The following is a 21,923-nucleotide window of genomic DNA, read 5'->3' on the forward strand; positions in this document are numbered from 1 at the left end:
GGTGTGGATGCCCTGGAGCAATCAAAATGGCGGCGGTCCCTGGGGAGGCGGCGGCGATAATCAAGGACCCTGGGGGCAGGGGCCGAAGCGGCCAAGTGGCGGCGGAGGCGGAAGCGGCGGCGGCAATGGCGGCCCACCCGATTTTGAGGATTTTTTCCGTAAAGGTCAGGACCAGTTCAAGGGGATGTTTCCCGGTGGATTTGGCTTCGGATTGATCGCCATTATCATTCTGATCGTTGGTGTCTTCTGGGTCATGCAGTCCGTTTATACGGTTCAGCCGGATCAACGCGCTGTTGAACTTCGACTGGGTAAACCCAAGGAAACGATTTCTCAGCCCGGTCTGCACTTCATGATCTGGCCGATCGAAACTGTCGAGATGGTCAACATTACCGAACAGCAGATCAACATTGGCACGGGTAATTCCGCGCGCTCCGGCATTATGCTGACGGGCGACCAGAACATCGTTGATATCGAATTTGCGGTTCTCTTCAGCGTTACAAATCCCGAAGCGTTCCTTTTCAATGTGGAAAACCCGGTGCAGACGCTGCAGCAGGTTTCAGAAAGCGCGATGCGTGAAGTCGTTGGCAGCCGTCCGGCACAGGATGTCTTCCGTGATGACCGTGAAGGGATTTCCTCCGATGTGATGGGAATCATCCAGAGCACCATGGACGGTTATGGTGCAGGCATTACGGTCAACGCTGTTTCGATCGAAGAAGCCGCTCCGCCACCGGAAGTTTCTGATGCATTCGATGAAGTGCAGCGCGCTGAACAGGACGAGGATCGCTTCCTGGAGGAAGCAAATCAGTATGCCAATAAACAGCTTGGTGCTGCCCGCGGTGACGCTGCGCAAATCCGGGAGGCTGCCGCCGCTTACAAGGATCGCGTCGTGAAGGAAGCGCAGGGTGAGGCTGATCGGTTCAATTCGATCTACGAAACCTACACCGCTGTTCCGGAAGTGACCCGTAAACGTCTTTATCTTGAAACCATGCAGGACGTGTTCTCGCGTTCGAAGAACTTTATCATCGATGATAAGGGGCAGGGCGTTGTGCCATATCTGCCACTGGATGCACTCGATAAGAACGCGGCAGCCAATGCCAGCCGCAGCAGTTCTTCAAACGCGTCGAACACCAGCGCGCAGAGCAGCAAGGGAGCGAACTGATGTCATCCAATCGCCTATTTGCTATCCTCGGCGCAATTTTTGTCCTTCTCCTGCTGGGCTATGCGTCGATCTTCATCGTCAACCCGCGTGAGCAGGCTCTTGTGATACGGTTTGGCCAGATCAAAGAGGTCAAGAGTGATCCGGGCCTCTATTTCAAGCTGCCATTCTCGTTCCTCGGCGCTGACAAGGTGCAGTATGTCTCCAATCAGGATATGCGCTTCGATCTTGACGATATCCGCGTTCAGGTGTCCGGCGGTAAATTCTACGAAGTGAACGCCTTCGTTGTTTATCGCATTACGGATCCGCAGCGTTTCCGTCAGGCCGTGTCCGGCGACCGTATGGTGGCTGTGTCGCGTCTGCGGACCCGTCTGGATTCTTCGCTGCGCCGTGTTTACGGTCTTCGTGATTTCCAGGCAGCCCTTTCCAGCGAACGCGCTGCGATGATGCAGCAGGTTCGCGATGAGCTGCGTCCGGCGGCAGAATCGCTCGGTATCAGTGTTGTCGATGTTCGTATTCGCCGGACGGATCTCACCAAGCAGGTCTCTGATGAGACTTATGCACGTATGCGTTCTGAGCGTTTGGCGGAAGCTGAAGCCACCCGTGCCCGCGGTCGCGAGAAGGCTGAGGTTCGTCGCGCGGCAGCAGATCGCGAGGTCGTCGAAATTCGCTCTGCAGCCGAGCTGGATGCTCAGATCCTGCGTGGTGAAGGTGACGCTGAGCGCAACAGGATCCTCGGTGATGCCTATGGCAAAGACCCTGAGTTCTTCTATTTCTATCGTTCGATGAATGCTTATCGTGATGTGATGGGAGACAACTCAACCATGGTTCTCTCGCCTGACTCGGAGTTCTTTGAATATTTCCGCTCAAGCGATCCGGGTTTCGTTGTTGAACCCAGTGTTGGCCCGAATGCCAACACCACCGATACAGAGATAAATGCAGAAGCTCAGGGTAACTGATTTATGCTGATGCAGGATATCTTGCTGGGATTTGCTTTTTTCCTGGTAATCGAGGGGCTGGTCTATGCACTGGCCCCTTCGTTTTTGGTGGCAATGGCAAAACTGCTGCCAGACATGCCTGAAGGCGCAATCCGGCTGACAGGATTGGTTTCCGTTGCTTTGGGCGTGGGTCTGGTTTGGCTCATGCACGGATAATTGATTTTCGAATTTCCGGAACGGCGTTCACCAAAGGCCATAAATAAAGCATCTTCAAAAAGCATGCGTTGAACGGATTCAGGAATTCGGGCAACAATGCAATCATACAACTGAGAGCGAAAGCGGAGGAAAGATGATCGTCGCAGACCGTTCACCCAGTTTCAGGCGGCTGGCCGCGCTGAGTCTCGGCGCGTTTTTCGCAGTCACAGCCCCGCAGACTGGTGGGGTCAATGCCGCTTATGCGCAAACGCTCAGTGATGTATCTGTCGCCGATCTCTCCGAAAAACTTCTGGATTCGGTCGTCAATATTTCGATCTCACAATCTGGTCCTGAGGGGGCGGAGGGTGAAAGCCCCCTGCCAAAAGTGCCTGAAGGGCAGCCGTTTGAAGAGCTTTTTAAAGATTTCTTCGATGGCGGCGGCAATATCAATCCGCACCCGGTGACCTCTCTTGGGTCAGGCTTCGTGATTGACCCCGACGGGATTATCGTCACCAATAATCATGTTATTGAAAACGCTGATACCATTGAGGTCACCTTCGCCAATGGCGACACGCTGGAAGCGGAATTGCTGGGCGTCGATGATCAGACAGATCTGGCTGTATTGAAGGTTGAGCCGGAAAAGCCGCTGAAAGCGGTAAAGTTCGGTGACTCTCGCAAAGTCAGGATTGGTGAATGGGTGATGGCCATTGGCAATCCATTCGGTCTTGGCGGATCGGTGACGCTTGGGATTGTCTCTGCGCGTGGGCGCACGCTCGACGGGCCTTATGATAATTTCATTCAGACTGATGCAGCCATTAACAAGGGCAATTCCGGTGGTCCTCTGTTCAATATGGACGGCGAAGTTGTTGGCATTAACACCGCGATCCTTTCGCCATCCGGCGGATCGATTGGTATCGGCTTCTCAGTGCCAAGTGAGCTGGCTGAAAACATCATCGATCAGATTGTTGAATACGGATATACCCGTCGTGGCTGGCTGGGCTTACGCGTTCTGGAGGTCAGTGACGAACTGGCTCGTTCTCTTGGCTCGGATGATCCCACCGGGATTGCGGTCGGCAGCATCATTGAGGGCGGTCCTTCCGACGGCGGTCCCTTGCAGCCCGGCGATATTATTCTCCGGTTTGATGGTAACGACATTGACACGCCGCGGGATCTGCCCCGCTTCGTTGCTGAAAGTGCGATCGGGGAACCCGCGGAGATCGAGATTTTCCGCGAAGGAGAGCGCATGACATTTGAGGTCACGCCTCAGCTTCTCGACGATCCCGAGGATGAGTTGACGTCAGATGAGACGCCGGGCGAGGTCCCACAACTGGCAGATAAAGAATCAGAAGAAAGCGCCGGTGCGCCGGTCGAGCTTTATGGTATGACACTGGCCGAACTCGATGATAACGGACGGGCGCTCTATCAAATCGGCGGTGACGTCGAGGGCATATTGATCACCGAAGTCGATGATGAAAGTGCGGCTGCCGGTGAAGGGCTGTTGCCCGGTATGGTGATTGCTGAAATCGCTCAGACCGCAGTGACAACGCCCCAGGATGTCCGCTCCCGCCTGTTGGAGCTGGTATCAGAGGGACGGCGCAGTGTATCCCTCATGGTTGTTTCGCCGTCGGGCGATATTGAAATCGTCAGCCTGCCTCTGGAATAACGAGAGATCACGCGCGTTTTTTTAAGCTTGGCCAGTCCTGTTTGCGCAGCCGGTAGAGAACGTGCCGCTTGAGGTGTGGATGCGTATCAGGAACCGATGGGTGGTCGAAACTGGCACCCTCATCCTGCGTCATCCCGAGGCGTTCCATCACGGCGATAGAACGTCGATTGTCAGCAACTGCGAATGAAACGATCTGGCTATGTTCCCGGACGGTAAAGGCCAGGTCAATCATCGCGTGGGCGGCTTCCGTCACATAGCCCTTGCCCCATTGCGTTGTGATCAGACGCCATCCGATTTCGGGAACGCCCTTCGGCCTGATGTCTGGTCTATACGCGACATTCAGGCCGCAAAAGCCGATTGCTTCTCCGGTTTCGCGCAGGGCCATCGCCGGAAACCCGTATCCGGTTTCCGAGATCTGATCGCGTATCGTGGGGAATAAGGCGTCGCTTTCGCCGCGGGAAAGACGTTTCGGAAAGAAGGTCATCACCGTTTCGTCTGAACACAGCGCATGAAAGACCTCCCGGTCGCGCTCTTCCCAGTTGCGGATGATAAGGCGCGGTGACTCTGCAATAATCATGGAACGTCTCCCGCGCCAAAACCTGGCGATCAATAAGGTTGTCAGACCCAAAACGATAGTAACGATGCGTAGCTTCAACAGGTTGGAGCGTCATTTTTGCATCCGAATGGATGCACGGCGCTCTGGTGTGGTGAACTCTAAATTCGCCTCATTATTGCAGGAACCTTGAATGCGAATTTCAAATTCGAAAATTCCACTAGTGAGCGATATCACTCTGCTTATAGCCTTGGATATACAGCAGGGCGGAAAGATCACTGTGATCGATGCGGATTTTCGCCTGCTCTGCGACAGAAGGTTTCGCGTGGAGGGCAACGCCAGAGCCAGCCAGCATCAGCATACCCAGATCATTGGCGCCGTCGCCAACGGCCATAATCTCACTTTCAGCGATGCCACGTTTAAGGGCGACGTCGTGAAGGGCTTCAATTTTAGCTTCGCGGCCCAGTATAGGGTCGGCAACCTCGCCGGTCAGATGGCCACCGTCTTCAAGAAGAACATTGGCGCGGTTTTCGTCAAAACCAATCATGGCGCCGATACGGCTGGTGAAGACAGTAAAGCCACCGGAAACGAGCGCTGTATAACCGTCATTGGCCTTCATCGTTGCGATCAGCTCTTTGCCGCCGGGCGTAAGCGTGATGCGTTTTTCTATGATCTCGTCGACAATGGCGATCGGAAGCCCTTTTAGCAGGCCGACGCGCTCGCGCACGGCTGGTTCAAATTCGATCTCACCGTTCATAGCACGCGCTGTGATGGCAGAAACCTTGTCTTTCAAGCCGACTTCGGCTGCCAGTTCGTCGATACACTCCTGAGCGATCATCGTGGAGTCCATGTCTGCCAGAAGTGCTTTCTTGCGACGGCCTGCAACGGGCTGGACGACAAGGTCAATCGCAGCGTTCCCGATAATCTGCTTAAGCGCTGGTTCCGCTTCTTCCAGCGTCATCGTATCTGGCAGGTAAAGATCGGCTGCGATACCTTCAGCAAGCCATTCAGCAGAAGCAGGCGAAACAGCCGATGCACACCGGTCCAGCAAGGCGTTGTCTAAAATCGGGTTTGACGGATTGCAGACAAGCGTGGCAACGAGAGCCATGACAATTTCCTTTGATGCAAATGCAGATGCCATTCTGATAACGGGACCGACGGCAAGCGGCAAGTCCGCGCTGGCCATTGAGGCCGCGAAGTCTGTTGACGGTGTTGTGATCAACGCTGACAGTATGCAGGTTTATGACACTTTGCGTGTCCTGACCGCGCGGCCTTCAACGAATGATATGGATGGCGTGCCGCATCACCTTTATGGCCATGTGCGTGCTGGCGAAAACTATTCCACAGGGGCGTGGTTGCGGGATGTGGAAACGTGTCTGTGTGAATTGAAGCAGGCAGGGCGAAAGCCTGTTTTTGTTGGTGGAACAGGACTTTACTTCAAAGCCCTGACGCAGGGTCTCGCGCTGATGCCCGATATCCCGGAAGACCTGAGAGCTTACTGGCGTAATCGTCTCATAGAGGAAGGCCCGGAAAACCTGCATCGTGAGCTGGCGGAAAAAGACAAGGAAGTGGCTGCGCGTCTCGATCCGGCAGACGGGCAGAGAATTGTCCGTGCGATTGAGGTCATCGAAGCAAGTGGGCGCTCGATTGCGGATTTTCAGGCGGAAACGCCGCCGCCGCTTATACCTGCTGACAGTGCCCAGAAAATTGTTGTTCTGCCTGAGCGACCGGTGTTGCACGACCGGATCAACAAGCGTTTCGAGGGGATGCTTGAAGCCGGAGCCATCGCGGAGGTTGAAGCGCTGCTGGCACTGAACGCCGATCCGGCATCACCGGTCATGCGGGCGATCGGCGTTCCTGAAATTGCCGCGTTTACGCGCGGTGAGATGAGCAGGGACGCCGTTATCACCCGAGGCAGTGCCGCAACCCGTCAATATGCCAAGCGGCAGATGACGTGGTTTCGCAATCAGATGGGGCCTGAGTGGCGGCGGTATGACCCCGCCGCCTGACAGACGTCTCTGCAATCAGTAGCCGGAAAGCGTTGCTACCAGATCATTGGCAAATGAGGCCATGCCCAGAGCAGCAGAGAAGTTATACTCATTGATGCTGATGAAAACGCCGACATCGTGAGCAGGGGCGAGAGCAACATAGGAGAGTTCACCCTGCATGCCGCCAGCCTTTTGCAAAATGAACGGGTGGTCATCTGTTTCATACATGGCCACCCAGCCAAGTCCGGCTCCGTCGAGCCGGCCAGACTCGTCCATGGACTGAACCTGATCAAAGTGATCGCGCTGAAAATAAACAGCATGGTCTAAAAGCCGGGTTTCCGGCTCGTCTGCCTTCTCATTCAGGTGCCATTTTATCCATTTCACCATATCATTGGCCGTTGAGGTGAGGCCACCGGACCCGGTATTCATTTTTCCCGAAATAATGTGGGGTAGCGGCTCACCATCAAAACCATGACCATACATGGCTAACTCAGCATTTGTTGTGGAGCGTTCGAAACCTGTGTCGTTCATATTCAGCGGGCTGAGGATCGTTTCATCGAGATACTCTGCATAGGGGGATCCAATCGCACCGGACAAGGCGGCAGACAGTATGTCGAATCCGAAGTTCGAATAAAGCATGTTTCTGCCGGGCGTGTAGAGCGGCTGATGGTCGTTGAACCAGCTGGTAAAGGCTTCTGTCGTCAGGGTGGCGTATGGATCGGCAGGATCTTCCGCCTTAGCGCGTGGCACTTCGCGGGGCAGGCCGCCTGAATGTGTCGCCAGCTGGACCAGACTGACAGAAGGCCAGTCCGCAAGGGCTTTGCCCAGTTCGCCGTCTACCAGCTCTGCTGCGGGGGTTGTGAAACTGACCAGGCCATCAGCAACGAGCTGCGCCAGAACCTGGCCGGTGAACGCTTTTGTTATGGAGCCGATCCGCAACGTTGAGTCACCCGTAGGCGTCACCCCGTTGCCTTTTCTGGTTTCTCCCATGCCAGTTACAAAGGCGTCATCTCCCTTGACCGCAGCTACAACGACGCCCGGAACGCCAGCTTCAAAATAGAAAATCGTCGACTGGAAGTCGACGACTTCATCGAGAAACGGATCCGCACTTGCAGGCATGGCAGCAAACAGGCTGACACATAATGTTGCGGTCGTCGTGTTTATGAAACTGCGCATGGGAAAAGATCTCCTCCCTGAGGCCTTGGCCGTTGGAAATTGAAGCAATAGACAGATTGACGGTGCGACAGATAGTGGCAGTAAAAACTTACAAAAGCCAGTTGCAGGTTTTGATAAAGAGCAGTGATTGCCTAATTTTATTTCACTGGACCGTTCCAATGACTACTTTTCTTGCACGACTTTGTTGACGGGCCGGACTGAAACCGCTATCAAACGGCCATGATTAAGAATATCGAACTTCTTATTGTGGTGGGATCGCGCATGGGCAGGATGGTGTAACCATCCGGCATTAGCCGCCCCATGCGCGACGACAGGCTCCTTGAAAAGGGGCCTTTTTTTATGCCCTCAAACTGGCTTATGCCGAACCGACACAACGACGGACCATCAGAACGGATAGACTAAAGATGACCGCAACCGACAACATGATGACAGGCGCTGAAATCGTTTTGCAGGCGCTGAAAGAAAACGGGGTTGAGCATATCTTCGGATACCCGGGCGGCGCTGTGCTGCCGATTTACGATGAAATCTTTCAGCAGGACGACGTGCAGCATGTGCTTGTGCGCCATGAACAGGGCGCCGGGCATGCTGCTGAAGGGTATGCGCGTTCTACAGGTAAAGTCGGGGTGATGCTGGTAACATCCGGTCCGGGTGCCACCAATGCCGTCACGCCGTTGCAGGACGCACTGATGGATTCCATTCCACTGGTTTGCATTTCCGGTCAGGTCGCCACCGCGTTGATTGGCTCGGACGCATTTCAGGAGTGCGATACTGTCGGGATCACGCGGCCTTGCACAAAATATAACTGGCTCGTCAAAGACGTAAATGAACTCGCGAATGTCATTCATGAAGCGTTCCGGATTGCCAAAAGCGGACGTCCGGGACCGGTTGTCGTCGACGTTCCGAAGGATATTCAGTTTGCGCGCGGTAAGTATACGCCGAAGGACGGCCATCCGGTTCGCGAAAGCTACCTGCCGAAACAGGAAGGCGGTGCAGCAGCGATCAAGGCTGCGGTCGAACTGATGGCAAATGCACGCAATCCGGTCCTCTATACCGGTGGCGGTGTCGTTAATTCTGGCCCCGAAGCGACCCGTTTGCTGCGTGAACTCGTTGAGCTGACCGATTTTCCGATCACCTCGACCCTGATGGGGCTTGGCTGTTACCCGGCATCTGGCAAAAACTGGCTGGGTATGCTGGGCATGCACGGATCATATCAGGCCAATATGGCGATGCATGATTGCGACGTTATGGTTTGTATCGGCGCACGCTTTGACGACCGCATTACCGGCCGTGTCGATGCCTTCTCGCCGAACTCGAAGAAAATTCATATCGATATCGATCCATCTTCGATCAATAAGAATATCCGCGTGGATATTCCGATACTGGGGGATGTTGCCCACGTTCTGGAGGAAATGGTTCGTCTGTGGCGTACGCTTCCTGCGGAACCGGCCCGGCCTTCACTCGATGGCTGGTGGGATGATATCGAGAGATGGCGTGCCCGGGATTGCTTTGCCTACACCCCGTCAAAAGACGTGATCATGCCGCAATATGCACTGGAACGTCTGAACGCTGCTGTGAAGGGTAAAGACTTCTATATCACCACCGAAGTTGGTCAGCATCAGATGTGGGCGGCTCAGTTTTTCGATTTTGAAGAGCCGAACCGCTGGATGACGTCTGGTGGTCTTGGAACCATGGGGTATGGATTACCGGCTGCGTTAGGCGTTCAGATTGCCCACCCGGAAGCGCTGGTGATTGATGTTGCCGGTGATGCTTCGATCCAGATGTGCATTCAGGAAATGTCTGCTGCGATTCAGCACAATGCTCCGATCAAGATTTTCATTATGAACAATCAGTATATGGGGATGGTGCGCCAGTGGCAGCAGCTGCTGCATGGAAACCGGCTTTCGCATTCTTACACAGAAGCCATGCCGGACTTTGTCAAACTGGCAGAGGCTTATGGCGGTGAGGGGATCTACTGCGACAATCCTTCCGATCTGGATGATGCAATCCAGCGCATGATCGACAGCCCGAAGCCGGTGATCTTTGATTGCCGCGTTGCAAATCTGGCCAATTGCTTCCCGATGATCCCATCGGGCAAGGCACATAATGAAATGCTGCTGCCAGATGAGGCCAGCGACGAAGCCATTGCCACTGCGATTGACGCCAAGGGCCGTCAGCTCGTCTGATTTTGTGAAGGGATGTCAAAAATGAATGCCAAGCTACAGCCCACCGGCTCTGTTTATTTCAGCCCGACGCGCATTTCGCCGGCTGAGCGCCATACGCTTTCGGTTCTGGTTGCCAACGAACCGGGCGTTCTTGCGCGCGTGATCGGTCTGTTCTCCGGTCGCGGCTACAATATTGAGAGCCTGACGGTTTCAGAAACCGAACACGAGGCGCACTTGTCGCGCATCACAATCGTGACCAAGGGAACGCCGGAGGTTCTAGATCAGATCAAGGCTCAGCTTGACCGGCAGGTGCCGGTTCATCGGGTGGTTGATCTTTCTGTTCAGGCCCGTGAACTCGGTCAGCCTGCGCCTGTCGAGCGCGAGGTTGCGCTGGTCAAGGTCGCTGGCGGTGGCGAAGAGCGCGCCGAGGCGCTTCGGCTGGCCGATGCCTTTGATGCGAAGGTTGTGGATGCAACTGTTGAGCATTTCATGTTCGAAATCACTGGTAAGGTGTCGAAGGTGGATCAGTTCATAAACGTTATGCGTCCGCTGGGTCTGATTGAGATCTGCCGCACCGGTCCGGCCTCGATGAACAGAGGCGCGCAAGGTATGTGAGTGCGTTTCAGCGCACGATGTAGCCGTTTTAAAGCTTTTTTTGTGTGCTGAAGCTTTTTGTATTGCCCTTCCTTTGCGAATCTTGCGAAACGTCTGGCTATGGATTTTTCGCCGCAACAAGAAGAAGCTCTGAAAGCCGTTTCGCGATGGCTGAAAGAAGGCCGTTCACCGGTCTTTCGCCTGTTTGGTTTTGCCGGTACCGGCAAAACCACGCTGGCCCGTTATTTTGCCGAACATGTCGATGGAGAGGTGTTGTTTGCGGCCTTTACCGGCAAAGCAGCGCAGGTGCTGCGCTCACGCGGGGCAACGAATGCCCGCACCATTCATTCACTGATCTACCGCCCCAAGGGCGAAGAGATGATCGAGGATGAGGAAACCGGCAAGACCTCCGTCTCTCCGATGTTCTCGATTAACCGGCAGAGCCCGCTGGCCAAAGCCGCGCTGATCATCATTGATGAGTGTTCGATGGTGGATGAAAAGCTGGGCCAGGACCTGGTGAGCTTCGGCACACCGGTTCTGGTGCTGGGCGACCCGGGCCAGCTTCCGCCTGTATCCGGAGGCGGATATTTCACCAATCACGAGCCGGATTATCTTCTGACCGAAATCCATCGTCAGGCGCGTGACAATCCGATTATCGATCTGGCGATGCGCGTGCGCGAGGGCGATGAGCTGGGCTATGGTGACTTTGGCGCCGCCAAGATCATCTCCAAGCATGAGGTGACGCAGGAGCTCGTGCTGGGCGCTGATCAGGTTTTGGTGGGAACGAACCGAACCCGGCGACGCTATAATCAGCGCCTGCGGGTGCTGAAAGGTTTTCCGGAAGTACATCCACAGGCTGGTGACAAGCTGGTTTGTCTGCGGAATGATCCCGCCAAAGGCCTGCTCAACGGATCACTCTGGAAGGTGAAGTCGGCCTCGCGCCCGACATCGAAGCCTGGAATCAGTCTTCTCGTGAATCCTGAAGAGGATGATCCGGATCGCGGTGCTGCGCGGATCAAGCTCTTGCGCGCCGCATTTGAAGATCCGGAAGCCGAAATCCCGTGGTCGACGAAAAAGCGTTTCGATGATTTTGACTACGGTTACGCTCTGACAGTTCACAAAGCACAGGGGTCGCAGTGGAACGAAGTCGTGCTTTTTGACGAGAGCTGGGCTTTCCGGGATATGCGCGAGCGCTGGCTTTATACCGCTATCACCCGTGCGGCGGAACGGCTTACGATTGTCGTTTGAGCCTTGCCGTTTTCAACGATCGTCGGCGACACGTAAATTTCAGTCCTGTTTCACCGGGAGCATCGAAACAATGATGGCCAGTGGCGGCAGGGCTTGGTTCTCGTGGGCAAAAACAGATTGAGAATGCGTGCGCATTATCGCGCCGCTGTTGGGATTGCCGGATTGAAACTTTGTATCTGCAACGGGGTGAATGTTTTTATCAATCCGGATGATCCAAACATTTCAAAAAACGGTTGGTTGAATGGCTGACCTTACCTTAAAAGGGACGCCTGTCTTCATGACGCCGACGGTCTGCAGGAGTTTTGTCGATGCCAGCCAGTCTATCTGTTAATCTCAATGCAATCGCGCAGCTGCGCAATCGGCGAGACTTGCCCTGGCCAAGTGTCGAGCATTTTGGGCGCATTGCTCTGAAATCCGGTGCTCATGGTCTCACTGTCCATCCCCGGCCTGATGAGCGGCATATTCGATTTGCTGACCTTCCTGTCATCCGTGCGCTGATCGACCGTGAGTTTCCGCAGGCAGAATTTAATATTGAGGGCTATCCGACCGACCATTTCATCGGATTGTGTCTGGAGAACAGGCCGGATCAGGTGACACTTGTTCCGGATGACCCATCACAGTCGACGTCCGACCATGGCTGGGACGTTATCGCCAGCCGGGAACTTCTGGAGCCGGTGATCGCGCGCCTGAAAGAACAGGATATCCGTATCTCGCTGTTTACAGATGGAGATGCGAGCGCGCGACAGCTTCAGGCTGCCCGCGATATCGGTGCTGATCGGATTGAGCTTTATACCGGGCCTTATGGCGGCTGTTTTGATGCGCCCGAGAAGGAGCGTGAACTGGCAGAGGTGCTGGGGGAAACAGCAGCGCTTGCCGATAAGCTTGGGCTTGGTGTCAATGCCGGCCATGACCTGACAGTTGCAAACCTGCCTCTTCTGGCAAGCCATATCCCGCATCTGGCTGAGGTCTCTATTGGCCATGGACTGACCGCTGATGCTCTTGAGTTTGGAATGGCGGAAACCGTACGCCGCTTCCGTGAAGCCTGCGGCGAGCGAACCTGACCCGCCGCAGTGCCATGTCGATTTAAAATGCGGCTTTGTTGGCTTCGAAAAAGGCGCGCAATGACCGCGGCTTTCTGCCCGTCAATGTCTCAAAATCAGATGTGACCAAGTCAAAGCCGCCAGCACGGATATTGGCATCGGTGCTGACTGAAAGTGCAACAACAAAACCGGGCAGACCGGCTGCTTCCAGCCCGCCACGAAGCGCATCTTCACTGACCTGCTTCACTTCAAGCGGCTTGCCGATGACATCACGTGCGATCGACGCGATTTCCTCCATCGTGAAGCTCTCTGGGCCTGTGAGTGTATAGATGTGGTTGTCATTGTCTTCTGCCGTTAGGGCTGCTGCCAGTGCCCGGGCGCAGTCATCGTGCCCGATGTGGGTCTGTTTGCCATCTCCGGCTGCTGTGGCCCAGATGCCGGACGCAAAAGCCTGTGGCAGATTCATTAGCATATTTTCCTGATACCAGCTATTGCGCAGGATCGTGTATGTAAGTCCGCTTTCGTAAACAGCCTTTTCCGATGCAAGATGATCTGGTGCAAACGAGATTTTGGAATGCGCCGGGTCAGGCATGGAGGTATAGACAACCCTTTTGACGCCGGCTTTGACCGCTGCTGAAATTGCATTCATGTGCTGGGTGATGCGATCTGTTCCAGGTGCAATCGCGTCAGTCGATATCACGGCTATCCGGCTCGCACCCTTAAAAGCGGCATCCAGCGTTTCAGGCTGGCTGAAATCTGCCCTGCGAACCTCGATGCCTCTGTTGGCCATGTCTGACAGTTTTGAAGGATCTCGCGTGGTCGCTATGATTTTTTCAGGTGCGACGCCATTTTCGATCAGCGCTTCCAGCGTTTCGCGGCCAAGCTGGCCGGACGCGCCGGTAACAAGAAGCTTTGTCTCGGGCATGTTCATTTTCTCCGATGAACCTGAAATGTCTTTACCGACAAGGCGGTGAACACGTTTCATTGACTGAAAAATATTGTAGTCTCAAAAAGAGACCATATCTCATTTAGAGATAGATATGATATTGTAAAGAAGGCATTGTTTTGTTGCCTGGTTACACAGATGTGACTGACATGATGGAGTAGCGCCGATGAGCGGCATAAAAGAAAAAACGGTTGCCTATATAGGCCATCCTGAGTGGAGCAGCGAGAACTGTCCGATCCGCGATGTGTTGAACCATGTTTCAGGCAAATGGAGTTCGCTATTGCTAACGGCTTTGGACGATGGACCGATGCGGTTTGCGGAGCTCAGGCGTTTCGTACCAGATATTTCGCAAAGGATGCTGACGAAAACGCTGAGGGACCTTCAGCGCGACGGCTATATAACCCGTACCGTTTTCCCAACCCAGCCACCACGGGTCGAGTATGCGCTGACGGAGGAAGGCAGGTCATTTCTGATACCACTGCAAGGGTTGATCGACTGGGCTGGAGAGAACCACTGGAAGATCAGGGCTGCACGCGCCAGTTTCGACACAGAAAGCTGAACTGAGGGGGGCTGGCATCCTGATAAAGAAACACCCCGGCGCAGGGGTGCCGAGGTGTTTCCGGAGGTCATCGTGAACTGAGCTTAATCGCCGAAGCGTTAAAGAGTGTCCGTGATGCGGTGGGCACTCTGAAGCGTCACGATGAGAGACGTTTTCTCTCTAATCAAAGCACCACTGTGCTTGAATTCAATAACTGACTTGACTGAAATCATCTTACGGATAGTCGGCAAAAATGCGGCGAACCGGAAAAATGCGTTCAGCTCCAAGCCTGTGACCATGATCTAATAACGATGAACCCAATAGTCAATCGTTTGATTAAATAAATCTGCTACCTTTTTGTCAGCTTGTTGAAATGGTCACGTCTGACATTTCATCATGAAACTAGTGGAATGAATTTGACATTTGATTCCCGTCGCAGCGAACGCATACATCAAATGTCAAATTCGAAAATTCCACTAGAAACATAAACTTGCTAGTGGTCCTGTTGATTCCAACATTTGGCACCGAGTGCGCTGAAACGGGAACCAAATGTTGGAATCGGACCACTAGATGGCGACTGGGATGTGGTCGCATTGCGAATTAAGGCTCTTGGGATGCGCGCAAATGCAGCAAGATTGAGTGTTTCCTTTTGTGAGCCAAGGAGCAGCAGACTTCTTTGATCGCCGCGGTAAAACCTTTAGCGGCGTCTTAAACCACCCCTTCACTTTGAAGCAGGGGAGTTCCCTTGCTTTACCCGTAATCAGAAGGGTGCTCCCTGCGTAAACCGGCCTATCTGGTGCTGATGATTCTCAAAGAGAAGCGGCCAAAAGGCTGAATTATTATTGAGCTTGCAGGCCAGATTGCTCTTGACCGGCTTCGATTCTGTTGCAATAAGTACCGTACGGTACTGTACCGAGTTTATTTGTAATATGGCGTGCCTCGCGCCGAGGGCGGCACGTGCGGGATTAGCATTTTGGCCTTAACGGAAGACGCAGAAATCGACAATCACTTTACGCCGCGCCAGCAGGCAGTGTTGGAGCAGGCGTTGCGTTTGCTGGTTGAAGGTGGAGAAAAGGCGGTGACGACTGCCGGAATCGCGCGTGCGGCCAGTTGCTCGAAAGAAAGCCTTTATAAATGGTTTGGCGACCGCGATGGCCTTCTGTCCGCCATGATTGCCTATCAGGCAAGCAAGGTGCGAACGTTTGAGAGCGCTGGACATCGGCTCGATTCTGAGGAGTTGAAACATCATCTTTCGGATTTTGCTCAGGATTTGCTGGAAGTGCTGGCAGGTGATGTTTCGCTGGCGCTGAACCGGCTGGCGATCGGGCAGACAAGTCGTGATGGCCAGAAGCTCGGCAGAATGCTGCTTGAGCGGGGAAGGGCGCAGATTGATCAGCGTGCCCGTGCTTTGCTCGAAGATGGACGCCGGTCCGGCGTTCTGGTGTTTGATGACGGTGACGAGGCCTATCGCGTGCTCTATGGACTGATCGTCGGTGATGGCCATGTCCGCATGCTGCTCGGAGAAAAGCCGGACCGTGGGATGTTTGCGAGACGCGCGGACCGTTCAATTGAGCGTTTTTGGATGTTGTTTGCGTCCAAATAAATGAATTGCCTGTCGGCTGGATATGCCGCAGGCCAGAGGCACAAGTTTTGTCAAGGGAAGGAAAGACAATGCGTGTTTATTATGATCAGGATGCGGATATTAACCTCATCAACAGCCGCAAGGTTGCTATCATCGGCTATGGTTCGCAGGGCCGTGCTCACGCGCTGAACTTGAAAGAAAGCGGTGCGCAGAATATCGCGATTGCGCTTCGCGCCGGTTCGGCAACCGCCAAGAAGGCAGAAGCGGACGGTTTTGAAGTCAAAACCGTGGCAGAAGCTGCTGCATGGGCGGACCTGATGATGATGGCGACGCCGGATGAGCTGCAGGCTGGTATCTACAAGAGCGAGATTGCTCCCAATATTCGCGATGGCGCTGCGATTGCCTTTGCGCATGGCCTGAATGTTCACTTCGGTCTTATTGAGCCGAAGAAAACGGTTGATGTCATCATGATCGCTCCGAAAGGCCCGGGTCATACGGTTCGTGGTGAATATCAGCGCGGCGGCGGTGTTCCGTGTCTCGTTGCCGTTGAGCAGGATGCTTCCGGCAATGCGCTTGATGTTGCGCTTTCTTATGCGTCCGGCGTTGGCGGCGGTCGCGCTGGCATCATCGAAACGACCTTCCAGGAAGAATGCGAGACCGACCTCTTTGGTGAGCAGGCTGTTCTGTGCGGTGGCCTTGTTGAGCTGATCCGTGCAGGCTTCGAAACTCTGGTCGAAGGTGGTTATGCGCCGGAAATGGCATATTTCGAATGCCTCCACGAAGTGAAGCTGATCGTTGATCTGATCTATGAAGGCGGTATCGCCAACATGAACTACTCGATCTCCAACACGGCTGAATGGGGTGAATATGTCACCGGACCGCGTATCGTGACGGAAGAGACCAAGGCAGAAATGAAGCGCGTTCTGAAGGATATTCAGACCGGCAAATTCACGTCCGAGTGGATGCAGGAGTGGCATTCGGGTGCGGCCCGCTTCAAAGCGACCCGCCGTCTCAATGACCACCACCAGATTGAAGAAGTCGGTGAAAAGCTGCGCGGCATGATGCCCTGGATCAAGAAGGGCGCCCTGGTCGACAAGGAACGCAACTAAAAATATCCGGACTTAGGTCGGAAAAACAAACGTCAGCGCCGCTTCCGAAGATGCCAGAAGGTATGGCCGGAGGCGGCGTTTTATATTTGCAGTTGCCCTCGATTTTTCGCTAAATTACGTCATCGTGTCGCCGAGCGACATATAATTGCGAAAATCGCCAGAAAAATAGGTCAGTATTGTTGACTTAAACGGTGGTCTGTGGTGATGTCGCACCATTAAAAAAAGACTGAGGAAACACCCATGCTTGATTGGGAAAAGATCTACGCGACGCGCGCAAAGCGGATGGGCGCGTCAGAAATTCGCGAGTTGCTCAAGCTGCTTGAGCAACCCGATATTATCTCGTTTGCAGGTGGTATTCCGGATCCCGCGCTCTTTCCGGCTGAGGCGTTTCAGGATGCCTATTCTGATATTCTGAGCGGCCCGGAGGCCGGAGCCGCTTTGCAGTATTCTGTCAGTGAAGGCTATCCGCGTTTGCGCGAATGGATCGTCAAGCGTATGCGCGCGCGCGGTATCGATGCGAACGTGGAAAACATCTTTATCACGTCCGGTTCTCAGCAGGGGCTTGATTATCTGGGTAAGCTGTTCCTGTCGCCCAATGATACGGCGCTCGTTACCTGGCCGACCTATCTTGGGGCGTTGCAGGCGTTCAATGCCTATGAGCCGCGTTACGACAAACTGGACTTTTCCAGTAATGCCGTGCCGGAAGCCTATGGCGAAGCGGCTGAAAAGGCCGGAAGCCGGGTGAAGTTTGCTTATCTTTCGGCCGACTTTGCAAACCCGACCGGTGAGTCTCTCACGCCTATGGAACGCGAGCGCGTTCTCGATTTGGCGGAAGCGCTGGATATTGCAGTGATCGAAGATGCTGCCTATCGGGCACTGCGGTTTGATGGCGAACGCCACAAAACGCTTCTGACGATGGACTGTGAGCGCAATGGCGGCATCGAGAATACCCGCACACTCTATTGCGGCAGTTTTTCCAAGACGTTGTCTCCGGGGCTTCGGGTTGGCTGGGTTTGTGCGGCAACACCGATTATCAAGCGCCTTGTTTTGGCCAAACAGGCAGCGGACCTCCATTCGCCAACGATCAATCAGATGGCAGTCGCCCGCGTCGCTGAAAAGAGTTTCAACGAGCAGGCCGAAAAAATCTGTAAGGTTTATGGCGAAAGGCGCGATGCAATGCTTGCCGCGCTTGAGGAAACAATGCCGGAAGGTGTGAGCTGGATCCGTCCTGAGGGCGGGATGTTTATCTGGATTACCTTGCCAGAGCATATGGATGCTGCTGCTCTTTTGCCTTTGTCGCTCAAGACAGAGAAAGTGGCCTTTGTGCCAGGCAATGCATTTTATGCCGATGGCTCCGGGCATAATCATATTCGTGTCAGCTTTTCCTGCGCCGATCCGGCGACCATCCGAGAAGGTATTTCACGTCTCGGCAGGCTCGTAAGTAACGAGTTGGCTGCGGCGGCCTGATGGTCGATTGACTGACAGACTGAGCTGAAAGCCCGCCGCATCGTTGCGCGCGGGCTTTTTGCGTCTGCCTCTGTTGTCATTATCTTAAATTAGTGCATGCTCCGCATTCTCTGATGCTTGCAAGGCAAACCGACACGTGCCGGAGAATGAACGTGGAACTTCAGACTTCACTCGCTGGCTGGCCGCCGGAGAACAAGGCTTTTCCTGTTCGTGATATCGATATTCGCGTTCAGCCCGGAGCGTTGGAGTTTTTGGGCCAGTACGAGGCTGCCATTGCGGCGAACTGGGAGGCCGAGATTGCGGCCAATCCTCACCTTTTCAATGGTAAGCTACTGACGATTTACGAGCTCGCCTTTACGGATGGCATTGTCCGGGCGAATGCGAAAGTCGTGCCATACGCCTATCATCTTTGGTGGCGCAGGCAGGCATCGCCGCCGCCAACCTTCCATGCCTTTGCCATGGCTGTTCTGATTTCCAGCGATGATGCTGTTATGGCAATCCGTATGAGTGAGACGACCGCCAACCCCGGAAAAGTCTATTGCGCCTCCGGGTCTCTGGAGCTTTCAGATATTGTCGATGGCAGGGTTGATGTGGATGCCAATATGGCCCGGGAGGTTGCCGAGGAAACGGGAATCGACCTGACAGCGCTTCGACCGGGGGCGGACTACTACTGCGCGCATTCCAGACAATGTGTGATGTTCTATCGTTTTTATCGCTCTGAGCTTCCGGCTGAGAAGCTGGTGGAAAAAGTGCATGCGCATATGCGGCGTGATGATGAGAAAGAAATTGATGCCGTCATTCCGGTTACCAGAGGCAATATGAATAGCTTTGACTACGGTCATTCGATGCCACCGGCACTGGACCTTTTTTTCAGATCTCAGTCATAGCCAAATCTGTGTGCGGTCAGGGACGTTTTTGAGGAGAAAATAAATGCGTGATTACGCCATCTATGACGTTTTTACCGATGAGCGTTATGCGGGCAATCCGCTGGCTGTGGTTTTCGATGCGGACGGGCTTGATGATCGTGCGATGCAGGCCATTGCCGGTGAGTTCAATCTCTCTGAAACGATCTTTCTTTTCAAACCGTCATTTCCCGCACAATCGGCTGGCGCACGCATTTTCACGCCAACAGGCGAGTTGCCATTTGCCGGTCACCCGACAGTTGGTGGCGCGGTGGCGCTGGCTGAACGTCAGCAGGGTGAGGAGGCGGCCATTGATATGGTTTCCGTGCTGGCGGAGAAAATTGGCGTCGTACGCTGCGCTGTACGGCTAAAGCCCGGTTCTGCAGGATTCGCCGAGTTTGATTTGCCACAGCTTTCCTCAAGCCGTTCCGTCACTCTCGAGCAGCAGAAGCTGGCCGATGCGCTCGGTATTGATCTTCATGAACTTGGTTTTGAAAACCATGTCCCGACGCTTTGGAGCGCGGGTGTGCCTTTTTCGATGATCCCTGTTCGCGACCTTGGCGTGATGGAAAGGATCGATTTCGATCCGCGCATCTGGCAGTCCTTCGCACCAATGGTCGATGGGCTTGCCGTTTTCGCCTATGTTTATACGCGCGGCGGTGTCCGTCACGATGCAAATTTTCATGCGCGGATGTTTACCGCTGATATCGGTATGCCTGAAGATCCAGCCACCGGTTCGGCTGCCGCCGCTTTTTCAGGCGTGGTGAACCATTTTGATGCGCCGGGAGACGGCCATCATGCGTTTCTGATAGAGCAGGGGGTCGAAATGGGCCGTCCGTCCTATATCCGGCTGAACATCGATATTGAAAACCGCGATATTGCCAGCGCACGAATTGGTGGTCAGGCGGTTTGTGTGGCGCGTGGTCATCTGCTTTAAGCTTTAAAAGGCCCCTTTAACAGTTCGTCGGAACGTTTCTTACGGTCGACTTAAAAAAACTGTCACCAGGCGCTGGACAAGTTTCCGAATCCCCGTTATATGCCCCTCACACGACGCCGAGGCGACGTAAAGTGGGTGATTAGCTCAGTTGGTAGAGCAGCTGACTCTTAATCAGCGGGTCGTAGGTTCGAGACCTACATCACCCACCAATATTTCTTTTAATTTCAGTAGTTTACTGAGAATTTCTAAGATCTTTATCGAAAAGTGGTATGGCAACGCGTGCGTTGCGGGAATTTTGCATACTCGTTTTGTGACTCCGGTTTCCTGCTGACTTTTCAAGGCCTTGCGTTCCGCGTTCAATTCGATCATCTCAAAACGTCCATAGCGTTTGAAAGCAGATGGACTTTCTCGAAAATCAGAAGGCAGATGGAATGCTGATCGCGCACATTGCGTGACCGCGACGGCAGCCCGGACTGTGCCTGATGCAGGCGGGCTCGAACGCGATATCAACTGATTATGCAACCTATGCCCATGTCAAATTGCGGTTCCGCCTTACGCTCATTTTGCTGGATATCTTTTCATCAACGGAGAGTGCCAAGTGCGTAAATCCTGGCAAACTATCGCTATCCAGAGCGCACACATAATGATATTCTGTGGCGCGCCGCCGCCTTTGGCACAGAAATGAAACAGCTTTGGCACGGAAATCTTTGCGCAGAGACAAACCCCGCGCCATTCTCATGAGGCGGGGTTGCTGTTTCTAACGCTCAGTCCGCATCCGGTTGATGGAACGGGTTGCCGAGAGCATGGCGGCGATCTCTTCCAGATGTTCATCCAACCGGCATAAGCCGCCGACCGCGCAGTTCGGGCCGTTTTCCTCAATATCCTTTGATGCCAGATCGGTGATGTTCATGATCTCCTCGGCCGAGACCTGCATGGTCTTGATCAGCTGCTTCATGGTTTCGCGTTTATCGATCATCTTTAGCTCCTTATGTGATGACCGGACCATCGCTCTCGTGGCAGGCGAAGACTAGCAATGGCAGTGCTTCCGTCGACCGGATGTGAAAGGGTTTCGCTCTCTTCCAACCAATTAAGCCGCCATGCGCAATGTCTTTGCTGGCGTGATGATGACCTCCTTCACACCCTTCCCATTCCCCTCCGAGATCGAATAGGTGCAATCGATCTCCTCGATGTCGAAGCGTGAGAAGGTTTCATAGACGCCTTGAACGGCGTTCAAAGACAGAATGAAGCTGCCTTTAAGCCCATCCAGAACTTCGGCCATTTGCTCAAAATCCGCACGGCCGAAGACGCCGGTGCCGTAGTCGGTCTCATTGCCCCAATAAGGCGGGTCGAGATAAAACAGCATGCCAGGTCGATCATAACGGCGAATGAAGTCCTGCCACGGCAGGCACTCGATCACGACACCGGCGAGACGCTCGTGGATATCCTCCAGCGTTGAGGCAAGCTTGGTCAGATTGAAGCGCGCGCTGGTGGTTTTGCTGACGCCGAAATTCCGGCCAGCCACCTTGCCGCCGAAGGCCAGACGCTGAAGATAAAGAAAGCGGGCCGAGCGCTCCAGATCGGTGAGCGTCGTCGGATCTGTCTTCATCAGTCGCTCGAATTCCCGCCTGCCGGATATCTGGAAGCGGAGCGTATCCATGAACTGCGGAAAGTGGCGCTGCAGGATGCGGAAGAAGTTAGCGACGTCACCGCTGATATCGTTGATCACCTC

General features: G+C 54.2%; 21 protein-coding genes and 1 tRNA gene. 16 read left to right on the forward strand and 6 right to left on the reverse strand.

What is annotated here, in order from left to right:
- The first annotated feature begins 7 nt into the window (after positions 1–7).
- The 4 genes from hflK to EDC90_RS13200 all read left to right on the forward strand — a co-directional run bounded on the left by hflK (position 8) and on the right by EDC90_RS13200 (position 3,952).
- Positions 8–1,159 (forward strand): FtsH protease activity modulator HflK, encoded by a 1,152-nt coding sequence (gene hflK, locus EDC90_RS13185; RefSeq protein WP_132312350.1) that lies wholly within the window; start codon positions 8–10, stop codon positions 1,157–1,159.
- On the forward strand, positions 1,159–2,115 hold the full coding sequence (gene hflC, locus EDC90_RS13190; RefSeq protein WP_132312353.1) for a protease modulator HflC: 957 nt from the start codon (positions 1,159–1,161) through the stop codon (positions 2,113–2,115). The genes hflK and hflC overlap by 1 nt, the downstream gene beginning before the upstream one ends.
- 9 nt (positions 2,116–2,124) lie before the next feature.
- Positions 2,125–2,310, forward strand: a complete 186-nt coding sequence (locus EDC90_RS13195) for a DUF2065 domain-containing protein (protein WP_132312418.1) — start codon at positions 2,125–2,127, stop codon at positions 2,308–2,310.
- A 133-nt stretch (positions 2,311–2,443) separates the two neighbouring features.
- Positions 2,444–3,952 (forward strand): Do family serine endopeptidase, encoded by a 1,509-nt coding sequence (locus EDC90_RS13200; protein ID WP_132312355.1) that lies wholly within the window; start codon positions 2,444–2,446, stop codon positions 3,950–3,952.
- Between the two features lie 7 nt (positions 3,953–3,959).
- Here the strand turns inward: EDC90_RS13200 and EDC90_RS13205 are convergent, their stop codons facing one another.
- Complete coding sequence (locus EDC90_RS13205) at positions 3,960–4,529, reverse strand: GNAT family N-acetyltransferase (RefSeq protein ID WP_132312358.1); 570 nt, start codon at positions 4,527–4,529, stop codon at positions 3,960–3,962.
- A 196-nt stretch (positions 4,530–4,725) separates the two neighbouring features.
- On the reverse strand, positions 4,726–5,613 hold the full coding sequence (serB, locus tag EDC90_RS13210; protein WP_132312361.1) for a phosphoserine phosphatase SerB: 888 nt from the start codon (positions 5,611–5,613) through the stop codon (positions 4,726–4,728).
- On the opposite strand from serB, the gene miaA reads away from it, so the two are divergent.
- A complete protein-coding gene (gene miaA, locus EDC90_RS13215; protein ID WP_132312363.1) occupies positions 5,612–6,514 on the forward strand; it encodes a tRNA (adenosine(37)-N6)-dimethylallyltransferase MiaA in 903 nt (300 codons plus the stop codon). The two genes, serB and miaA, sit on opposite strands and share 2 nt — an antisense overlap.
- Positions 6,515–6,529: 15 nt before the next feature.
- Here the strand turns inward: miaA and ampH are convergent, their stop codons facing one another.
- Positions 6,530–7,669 (reverse strand): D-alanyl-D-alanine-carboxypeptidase/endopeptidase AmpH, encoded by a 1,140-nt coding sequence (gene ampH / locus EDC90_RS13220; RefSeq protein WP_132312366.1) that lies wholly within the window; start codon positions 7,667–7,669, stop codon positions 6,530–6,532.
- A gap of 404 nt (positions 7,670–8,073) precedes the next feature.
- Here ampH and EDC90_RS13225 point away from each other — a divergent pair, with 404 nt between their 5' ends.
- From EDC90_RS13225 to EDC90_RS13240, 4 genes are all read left to right on the forward strand, one after another.
- The gene (locus EDC90_RS13225; RefSeq protein ID WP_132312369.1) at positions 8,074–9,852 is read left to right on the forward strand and encodes an acetolactate synthase 3 large subunit; all 1,779 of its coding nucleotides are present in this window, start codon (positions 8,074–8,076) and stop codon (positions 9,850–9,852) included.
- Positions 9,853–9,873: 21 nt separating this feature from the next.
- Complete coding sequence (gene ilvN / locus EDC90_RS13230) at positions 9,874–10,446, forward strand: acetolactate synthase small subunit (RefSeq protein ID WP_132312372.1); 573 nt, start codon at positions 9,874–9,876, stop codon at positions 10,444–10,446.
- A 99-nt stretch (positions 10,447–10,545) separates the two neighbouring features.
- Positions 10,546–11,673: an ATP-dependent DNA helicase gene (locus EDC90_RS13235; protein ID WP_132312374.1), complete on the forward strand. Its 1,128-nt coding sequence runs from the start codon at positions 10,546–10,548 to the stop codon at positions 11,671–11,673.
- Positions 11,674–11,981: 308 nt separating this feature from the next.
- Positions 11,982–12,734 carry a pyridoxine 5'-phosphate synthase gene (locus EDC90_RS13240; RefSeq protein WP_132312377.1) on the forward strand — a complete coding sequence of 251 codons (753 nt, stop codon included), beginning with the start codon at positions 11,982–11,984 and terminating at the stop codon, positions 12,732–12,734.
- Between the two features lie 22 nt (positions 12,735–12,756).
- On the opposite strand, the gene EDC90_RS13245 is transcribed toward EDC90_RS13240, so the two are convergent.
- Positions 12,757–13,638, reverse strand: coding sequence for an SDR family oxidoreductase (locus EDC90_RS13245; RefSeq protein WP_132312380.1), 882 nt, complete (start codon positions 13,636–13,638; stop codon positions 12,757–12,759).
- A gap of 187 nt (positions 13,639–13,825) precedes the next feature.
- Here EDC90_RS13245 and EDC90_RS13250 point away from each other — a divergent pair, with 187 nt between their 5' ends.
- From EDC90_RS13250 to EDC90_RS13280, 7 genes are all read left to right on the forward strand, one after another.
- Entirely contained in the window at positions 13,826–14,218 is a 393-nt protein-coding gene (locus EDC90_RS13250; RefSeq protein ID WP_132312383.1) for a winged helix-turn-helix transcriptional regulator, read from the forward strand.
- A gap of 943 nt (positions 14,219–15,161) precedes the next feature.
- Positions 15,162–15,800 (forward strand): TetR/AcrR family transcriptional regulator, encoded by a 639-nt coding sequence (locus EDC90_RS13255; protein WP_207903910.1) that lies wholly within the window; start codon positions 15,162–15,164, stop codon positions 15,798–15,800.
- A 68-nt stretch (positions 15,801–15,868) separates the two neighbouring features.
- The gene (gene ilvC / locus EDC90_RS13260) at positions 15,869–16,888 is read left to right on the forward strand and encodes a ketol-acid reductoisomerase (protein WP_132312390.1); all 1,020 of its coding nucleotides are present in this window, start codon (positions 15,869–15,871) and stop codon (positions 16,886–16,888) included.
- 240 nt (positions 16,889–17,128) lie between these two features.
- Complete coding sequence (locus EDC90_RS13265; RefSeq protein WP_132312393.1) at positions 17,129–18,355, forward strand: PLP-dependent aminotransferase family protein; 1,227 nt, start codon at positions 17,129–17,131, stop codon at positions 18,353–18,355.
- 152 nt (positions 18,356–18,507) lie between these two features.
- On the forward strand, positions 18,508–19,242 hold the full coding sequence (locus tag EDC90_RS13270; RefSeq protein ID WP_132312395.1) for an NUDIX hydrolase: 735 nt from the start codon (positions 18,508–18,510) through the stop codon (positions 19,240–19,242).
- A gap of 43 nt (positions 19,243–19,285) precedes the next feature.
- Positions 19,286–20,194, forward strand: coding sequence for a PhzF family phenazine biosynthesis protein (locus tag EDC90_RS13275; RefSeq protein ID WP_132312398.1), 909 nt, complete (start codon positions 19,286–19,288; stop codon positions 20,192–20,194).
- Positions 20,195–20,327: 133 nt separating this feature from the next.
- Positions 20,328–20,403: transfer RNA gene (locus EDC90_RS13280), tRNA-Lys, on the forward strand.
- Between the two features lie 548 nt (positions 20,404–20,951).
- Here EDC90_RS13280 and EDC90_RS13285 read toward each other — a convergent pair.
- Positions 20,952–21,170, reverse strand: coding sequence for a hypothetical protein (locus EDC90_RS13285; protein WP_132309884.1), 219 nt, complete (start codon positions 21,168–21,170; stop codon positions 20,952–20,954).
- A gap of 111 nt (positions 21,171–21,281) precedes the next feature.
- Positions 21,282–21,923, reverse strand: a 642-nt coding sequence (locus EDC90_RS13290) for a DNA adenine methylase (protein WP_132312401.1), incomplete at its 5' end; no start/stop codon positions are given.

The organism is Martelella mediterranea, from assembly GCF_004342225.1.
GTDB lineage: Bacteria > Pseudomonadota > Alphaproteobacteria > Rhizobiales > Rhizobiaceae > Martelella > Martelella mediterranea_B.